Annotated in this window: 3 protein-coding genes and 2 pseudogenes; 2 read left to right on the top strand and 3 right to left on the bottom strand. The window is 66.4% G+C overall.

Annotation, left to right across the window (positions count from 1 at the left end; genetic code table 11):
• Positions 1 to 327, top strand: a pseudogene (locus G3O06_RS45425) (Na+/H+ antiporter); the annotation flags it as partial.
• Positions 328 to 416: 89 nt separating this feature from the next.
• Here G3O06_RS45425 and G3O06_RS45420 read toward each other — a convergent pair.
• The 3 genes and pseudogenes from G3O06_RS45420 to G3O06_RS45410 all read right to left on the bottom strand — a co-directional run bounded on the left by G3O06_RS45420 (position 417) and on the right by G3O06_RS45410 (position 6820).
• Positions 417 to 3989 (bottom strand): indolepyruvate ferredoxin oxidoreductase family protein, encoded by a 3573-nt coding sequence (locus G3O06_RS45420; protein ID WP_205819981.1) that lies wholly within the window; start codon positions 3987 to 3989, stop codon positions 417 to 419.
• Positions 3990 to 4307: 318 nt separating this feature from the next.
• Positions 4308 to 4544: a hypothetical protein gene (locus G3O06_RS45415; RefSeq protein WP_205819980.1), complete on the bottom strand. Its 237-nt coding sequence runs from the start codon at positions 4542 to 4544 to the stop codon at positions 4308 to 4310.
• Between the two features lie 1717 nt (positions 4545 to 6261).
• A pseudogene (locus G3O06_RS45410) lies at positions 6262 to 6820 on the bottom strand (sugar O-acetyltransferase).
• 371 nt (positions 6821 to 7191) lie between these two features.
• On the opposite strand from G3O06_RS45410, the gene G3O06_RS45405 reads away from it, so the two are divergent.
• Positions 7192 to 7539, top strand: a 348-nt coding sequence (locus tag G3O06_RS45405) for a glutathione S-transferase N-terminal domain-containing protein (protein ID WP_205819979.1), incomplete at its 3' end; no start/stop codon positions are given.

Here is a 7539-nt window from a genome sequence, read left to right as displayed (position 1 = left end):
GCGATCGACTCGTCGCACGACGCGATCTCGACCGATCTCGACGAATCGGGCGCCGCGCGCTGCGCGGATATCTCCGCACGCGTGATGGACCAGTACCGCCGCCGCCTCGCGACGCTGGCCGAGGACGGCCCCACGCCGCGCGCGGAAGCGAAGCAGGCCGAAACGATGGAACTGCAGATGCGGATCGCGGCGGTGCGCGCGGAACGTTCCGCGCTTTATCGGCTGCGCAGCGACAGCAAGATTTCCGACGAGACGCTGACGAAGCTGCTCCGCGAGATCGACCTGTCGGAAACCGCGCTGTCGACGCGCAAGAAAGGCATTCTCTGAAGGGCCGGCCGCTGCCTGTACGCAGCAGCCGCCCAATAAAAAACGGCGACGCATAAGCGTCGCCGTTTTCACATCCGCCCGCGTTCGCGTTACTTCGCGACGACGACCGGAATCCCCTTCAGCATCCCCGCGCCCTTCATCTCGTCGAGCGCATGCTGCACGGCCGCGCTCGTCGCCGCTTCGATGCCGAGCTGCAGCGCGAGCTCGCGTTCCGCGCGCTTCACGCCGGCCAGGTTGCGCACCTTCACGTGGCCGAAGCCGCGCACGCGTGCGTGCAGGTCGGCCAGTTGCGCGACCTGCGCCGCATTGCCGGCCGTCGTGACCGTGAACGCACGCGCGAGCGTCGTCTCGTAATCGTCGGCGAGCGCGCGCTCCATCTTCCGCTCGACGGTGCGGCCGAACGGATCGAGCCACGTGCCGCGCAGGCTGCGCACGCGCGCCAGCATGCCGAACACCGGCCACATCCACTGGCCGAACACGCGCTTCTTCGGCGCGCTGCCGTCGCTGCCGGCCTTCGCGACCGTCGGGGGCGCAAGGTTGAACTTCACGCGATAGGCCTGCCCCGGCACGCCTTCGAACTGCGCCTCGAGCGCCGTGCGGAACGCGTCGTCCGTGTACAGCCGTGCGACTTCGTATTCGTCCTTCACCGCGAGCAGCCGGTAGAACGTCGTCGCGACCGCACGCGTGAGCGCATCGTCGCCCTTCGCGCGCGCCGCGCTCACGAGCGCACGGTAGCGCTCGACATAGCGTGCGCCGCCGTACGCGTCGAGACGCGCTTCGCGATCGGCGATCAGTTCGGCGAGCGTCTCCGGCGCGGCATGCGCGGCCACCGTGTGGCGCGCGTTCCACAACGCATCGAGGCCCGCCGCGTCGCCGGCCGCCATCCGGCCGATCGAGAACGCGAGCTTGTTCATCGGCACCGCGACGTTGTTCAGCTCGATCGCGCGCATCATCGCCGCGAGCGACACCGGCACGAGGCAGAGCTGCCACGCGTAGCCGAGCATCAGGATGTTCGCGCCGATCGAATCGCCGAGGAACTTCGCGGCGAGCGCCTGCGCGTCGCAGCTCGACAGGTAGCCGTCGCCGGCCGCGTGGTGCATCTTCTCGAGCAGCGCATCCGCATGCAGGTTCGCGTCGGGGTTCTGCACGAACGACGCGTTCGGGATCCGGTGCGTGTTGACGACGATCCGCGAACGCTCGTGACGCACCGTCTGCAGCGCCTCGGCGCTCGCGCCGACGACCATGTCGCACGCGAGCAGCACGTCGGCCTGCTGCGTGTCGATGCGCACCTGGTTCAGCCACCGGTCGCTCGACGCGATCCGCACGAACGACAGCACCGAGCCGCCCTTCTGCGCGAAGCCCATGAAGTCGAGCACCGACGCGCTCTTGCCTTCGAGGTGCGCGGCCATGCTGATCAGCGCGCCGACCGTCACGACGCCCGTGCCGCCGACACCCGTCACAAGCATGTCGAACGGCGCCGCGTCGAGGTGCGTCGCCGGCACCGGCAGCGCATCGACGCGCGCGGCGAGCGCGGCTTCATCGAATGCGGCACCGGCGGCCTTCTTCAGCGCCGCGCCTTCGACCGTCACGAAGCTCGGGCAGAAGCCGTTCACGCACGAATAGTCCTTGTTGCACGACGACTGGTCGATGCGGCGCTTGCGGCCGAGCGGCGTCTCCAGCGGCTCGACCGACAGGCAGTTCGACTGCACGCCGCAATCGCCGCAGCCTTCGCACACCGCGTCGTTGATGAACAGGCGCTTGTCCGGGTCGGGGAATTCGCCCTTCTTGCGGCGGCGGCGCTTCTCGGCCGCGCAGGTCTGGTCGTAGATCAGCACGGTGACGCCCGGCGTCTCGCGCAGCTCGCGCTGCACGGTGTCGAGCTCGCTGCGGTGATGGAACGTCGTGCCCGTCGGGAACTGGCCGTGATGGCCGTCGTACTTCTCCGGTTCGTCGGACACGACGACGAAGCGCGACACGCCTTCCGCCTCGACCTGCCGCGCGATCTGCGGCACCGAGATGCTGCCGTCGACCGGCTGGCCGCCCGTCATCGCGACCGCGTCGTTGTAGAGGATCTTGTACGTGATGTTCGCTTTCGCGGCCACGGCCTGGCGAATCGCGAGGATGCCCGAGTGGAAGTAGGTGCCGTCGCCGAGGTTCTGGAACACGTGCTTCGTGTTGGTGAACATCGCGTGCGCGGCCCAGTCGACGCCCTCGCCGCCCATCTGGATCAGCCCGGTCGTGTCGCGCTCCATCCACGACGCCATGAAGTGACAGCCGATGCCGGCCTGCGCGATCGAGCCTTCCGGCACCTTCGTCGACGTGTTGTGCGGGCAGCCCGAGCAGAAGTACGGCGTGCGCTTCACCGCGTCGGCCTCGTTCGACAGGATCTGCGGCGCGACCAGGTCGACCACGCGCTCACGGCGGTCGAGTGCCGGCTTGTGGCGCGCGAGCCAGTCGGCGAACACGGGCAGGATGCGCGACGGGCGCAGCTCGCCGAGCTCGGACAGCAGGCAGGCGCCGGCGGCGTCGTGCTTGCCGAGCACGCGCGGACGCGCGCCTTCCGCGCGGTTGTACAGGTAGTCCTTGATCTGCTGCTCGATGACGGGGCTCTTCTCCTCGATCACGAGCACTTCGGAAAGCCCGTCGACGAAGGTTTCGAGGCGCGTCATTTCGAGCGGATACGACAGGCCGACCTTGTAGATCCGCACGCCGGCCGCGTCGAGGTCGGCCACCGTCAGGTCGAGACGGCGCAGCGTTTCCATCAGGTCGAGGTGCGCCTTGCCGCAGGTCACGATGCCGACGTTCGCCTGCGCGCTCGGGGCGATCCACTTGTCGATGCTGTTGGTACGCGCGAAATGGCGCACCGCGTCGAGCTTCGCGGCGAGGCGCGCCTCGATCGTGAGGCTCGGCAGGTCGGGCCAGCGGTTGTGCAGGCCGCCCGTCGGCGGCGTGAAGCCTTCCGGTGCCGGCCACTGCGTCTGCAGCGCGTCGAGGTCGACGGTCGAGCCCGATTCGACCGTTTCGGAGATTGCCTTGAAGCCGACCCACGCGCCCGAGTAACGCGACAGCGCCCAGCCGTACAGGCCGAATTCGAGCATGTCGGCGATGTTCGCCGGGTTCACGACCGGCATGTGCCACGCGATCATCGCGAAGTCGCTCTGGTGCGGCATCGACGACGACACGCAGCCGTGGTCGTCGCCTGCGACGACGAGCACGCCGCCATGCGGCGACGAACCGTACGCATTGCCGTGCTTCAGCGCGTCGCCCGCGCGATCGACGCCCGGCCCCTTGCCGTACCACATCGCATACACGCCCTCGACCGTGCGCTCGGGGTCCGCCTCGACGCGCTGCGTGCCGAGCACGGCCGTGCCGCCGAGTTCCTCGTTGATCGCGGGCAGGAAGCGCACGCCGCCGGCGTCGAGCAGCTTCTTCGCCTTCCACAGCTGCTGGTCCACCATGCCGAGCGGCGAACCGCGATAGCCGCTGACGAAGCCGGCCGTGTTGAGCCCCTGTTCGGTATCGACCGTGCGCTGCATCAGCAGCAGGCGGACCAGCGCCTGCGTGCCGGTCAGGAAGATCCGGCCGCGCGTCGCGGTCAGGTTGTCGGTCAGGCGGTAGTCGGACAGGGCAGGCGAGCCGTCGACAGGCAGGCGGGCGGTCATGGGGGGAAGTCTCCTGATTGTGCTGTGCTGTTCTGGGCTGCGCGGCAGGGCGTCGGACGACGTGTGACTGGCGGCAGCGAATGGCTCTATTTTTTCGCGCGCAGCCGAGAATGTTTTTTCTCATCTTGCTCGGGCCGGCCCTATGTGAGAAAAACTGCGCAGCTTTTTGCCGGGATTTGAGTGAGTTTTCGCGCACGGTGGCCGGGGGGATAAGCGACGTGTCGGGGCGGGCGCGCCGTTTTCCGGGAAAGCTCGCGACTGCCCGCCGGCGGCCCGTACAGGTGGCGGCCGACGCTCGCGCCCCGTGTGACAAGGGTTTCAGCGGATGGAGGCGGTGACCCTCACCATTGGAATGCACAGCGTTCCGATTGGTCGGCGGGTCGGGATGTCCACAATGACGTGGCCCTCGGCCGACCGCGCTCGCGCGCTCACCGTTCGATTGCACAGCGTTTCGAGTGGCGTGGAGGCCGGGATGTCCACACCGTTATCGGCATCGAGCACGCTTGAGTGCTGGCACTCACCGTTGAAATTCACAGCGCGGCGAGTGAGTTTCAACTGCGGATATCCACATCGATGACGGCGTACTGCGTCGATCCGAGGCTCGCCTTCACCGATCGAATACTCGGGGTCGTGAGTGGGTTTGTCGGCCGGGCAGGCACGCCGGAATGCGCATGCTGCTCAATCGCCGGCCCACATTCACCGTGGAGATTCACTGGGTCGAGAGTGGGTTTGTCGGCCGGACAGGCACGCTGGAACGCGCATACTGCTCAATCGCCTGCCAGTATTCACCGTGGAAATTCACTGGGTCGAGAGTGGGTTTGTCGGCCGGACAGGCACGCTGGAACGCGCATGCTGCTCAATCGCCTGCCCGCATTCACCGTGGAGATTCACTGGGTCGAGAGTGGGTTTGTCGGCCGGACAGGCACGCTGGAACGCGTATGCCGCTCAATCGCCTGCCAGCATTCACCGTGGAAATTCACTGGGTCGAGAGTGGGTTTGTCGGCCGGACAGGTACGCCGGGACGCGCATGCCGCTCAATCGCCTGCCAGTATTCACCGTGGAAATTCACTGGGTCGCGAGTGGGTTTGCCCGCCGGACAGGCACGCCGGGACGCGCATGCTGGATAATCGCCTGCTCGCACCCACCGCGGAATTTCACTGGGGCGGGAGAGAATTTATCGGTCGGACAGGCACGCCCGAACACGCACGCTGCACAATCGCGGGCGCGCTCTCACCGTTGAAATGCACAGGGCTTCGAGTGTCTGCAACGGCGGTTATCCCCGCCCGATCCGGCATTGCCGGCCGGCCACGCCGGCACCCTCACCGTTGAAAACCACAGCCTTTCGAGTGATCCGGGACGCGGGATATCCACAAGGACGGGCATCAGCCGATGCAACAACGGATGCGCGCTGCGGAAGGTGTCACCAGCCGGCAATCGATGCAGGAAGCGGCTCGTCGGCCGATCGGGTGCCGAGCCTCACCGTCCAAATGCACAGTGCCGCGAGTCGTTTCGGCGCCCGGATATCCACATGGGCGCTCGTGTTGCCCTCGTTCGCATGCTCGCGTGCGAGCCTGAGATACACGAAGCTTCAGACGGCGCCGGTGGTCGAATGATCGCATCCTGGCGCGCTGACCACCGATCGCATGTTCACGCTCACCTTTGCGTTATGCAGCGTGTCGAGTCACTTGCGAACGCAGCGGGCGCAGAGAAATCAGCGCGTTGCGGACCACGCGCACGCGCTCACCGTTAAAATGCACGGCCCTTCGGGCGGCAGTTGGAACCGGATATCGGCATCGCGGCGCACGCGCGGTTCCGCCACGCATGCGCGCGTTCGGCTAGAATGCGCGGCGCGCCGAACTACGGCAAAGATCGGAAAGCCGCGCCAGGACAGGCGCGTCGCCCGATCGGGCGCCGCCCCTCACCGTTGAATTCCACAGCATTTCGCCTCGTTTCGCGGGCGAGTTGTCCACAACCTGCTTCATGCATTACGCATCATCCGGTAACCCTCACCTGTGAAATGCACAGGGCGCCGAGTCGTTTCGGTGTGAGGATATCCACAACCGATCGCGCGGCGCGACCTTCATCGGAACATCTGCAGGAGCGGCCCGAGCATCCGTCGACGGCTATCGGGCATTCACCGCAAAGCCCCGTCCAGACGGCCTCGGCGGCACCCTCACCATTCCAATGCACAGCGTTTCGAGTCGCCTCGGGGTAGGTTATCCACATCCGTCCAGCCAGGCTGCATCGAACGGGCACGCACTCGCGCGTCGCGTTACCCGGCAATCGACCGGATGATCCGTTGCCGGATTACCGCCGACGAGCACATTCGGCGGAACATCGCGCGTGACGACGGCCCCGGCCGCGACCACCGAGTTCTCGCCCACCGTCACACCGCCGATGATCGTCGCGCCGGCGCCGATCCACACGTTCCGTTCGATCACGATCGGCTTCGCGACGACGAAGTCGCGCCGCTTCGAAGGTTCGACGGGATGGCCCGACGTGATCAGGCTGACGTTCGGCCCGATCATCACGTCGTCACCGATCTCGAGCCCGCCGAGATCGTAGAACGTGCAGTTCTGGTTGACGAACACGTTGCGCCCCAGCTTCATGCCGGTGCCGCCCGTCACATGGAACGGCGGGATCAATACGAAGCCGTCGTCCACCGGCGTGCCGATCAGTTCTCCGAACAATGCACGAACCTCGGCGGCATCATCGAATGTCAGGCGGTTGATCCGCGCGGCGATCGCCATCGCCCGCCTGACCTCGGCCACCATCGCCGCCGATTCCGCCGTTCTTCTCGGGATGATCGTGGTGCGATCGTCGTTTGCCATGTGTGAGTTGTCTCCCATGATTTCCCTGTTTCGCGATGCATCGGCCATCGCGGCCGGATGCCGGTGTTGCCGTGCGCACGAGCGCTACAGGCGCCGCGATGCAGTACGAGTCAGGCTGGCTTACACCGGCGCCCCACCAAATTTATAACTAGTTTTTGTATAACTAGTTAATCACTGACACTCTTATAGAATCGGGCTTTGCCCGGTCTTCTGCCCGATTCACGTTCGACACACAACGTATCCGGCCATCTCACTCAGATGACCGCCCCTGGCTGGGCGCCCCTAGCCGGGCGCCCCTGTCCGAACCTCCCGCGCTCGGGTACGCTTGAGCATCCACCGGACCGACAGCTGCACCCAAACGCGGAGGCACGATGAAGCTCTACTACTGGCCGAAGACCCGGGCATTCCGGGCATTGTGGATGCTTGAAGAACTCGGCGTGGTGTACGAACTCGTGCCGATCGACCTGCGCTCGCACGAACAGGGCAGCGACGCGTTCGTGCAGGTCAACCCGATGGCCAAGCTGCCCGCGCTCGACGACGGCAGCGTGCCGTTCGCCGAATCGGGCGCCGTGCTGCTCTATCTTGCCGACCGCTGCCCGGGCGCCGGGCTTGGCGTCGCGCCCGACGATCCGCTGCGCGGCCGCTTCCTTCAATGGATGTTCTTTACGCCGACCTGCCTCGAACCGGCGATGGCCGAAAAATTCACCGGCGCGTCGGGC

Origin of the sequence: Burkholderia sp. Ac-20345 (genome assembly GCF_017104825.1) — a bacterium.
Lineage (GTDB): Bacteria > Pseudomonadota > Gammaproteobacteria > Burkholderiales > Burkholderiaceae > Burkholderia > Burkholderia lata_B.
Note: the sequence above shows the minus strand (reverse complement) of the source record. Positions and strands in the feature narration are given on the sequence as shown.

Excerpts from the sequence above, each read along its gene's own strand:
- G3O06_RS45420 (WP_205819981.1), bottom strand. The coding sequence starts at position 3,989 with ATGACCGCCCGCCTGCCTGTCGACGGCTCGCCTGCCCTGTCCGACTAC.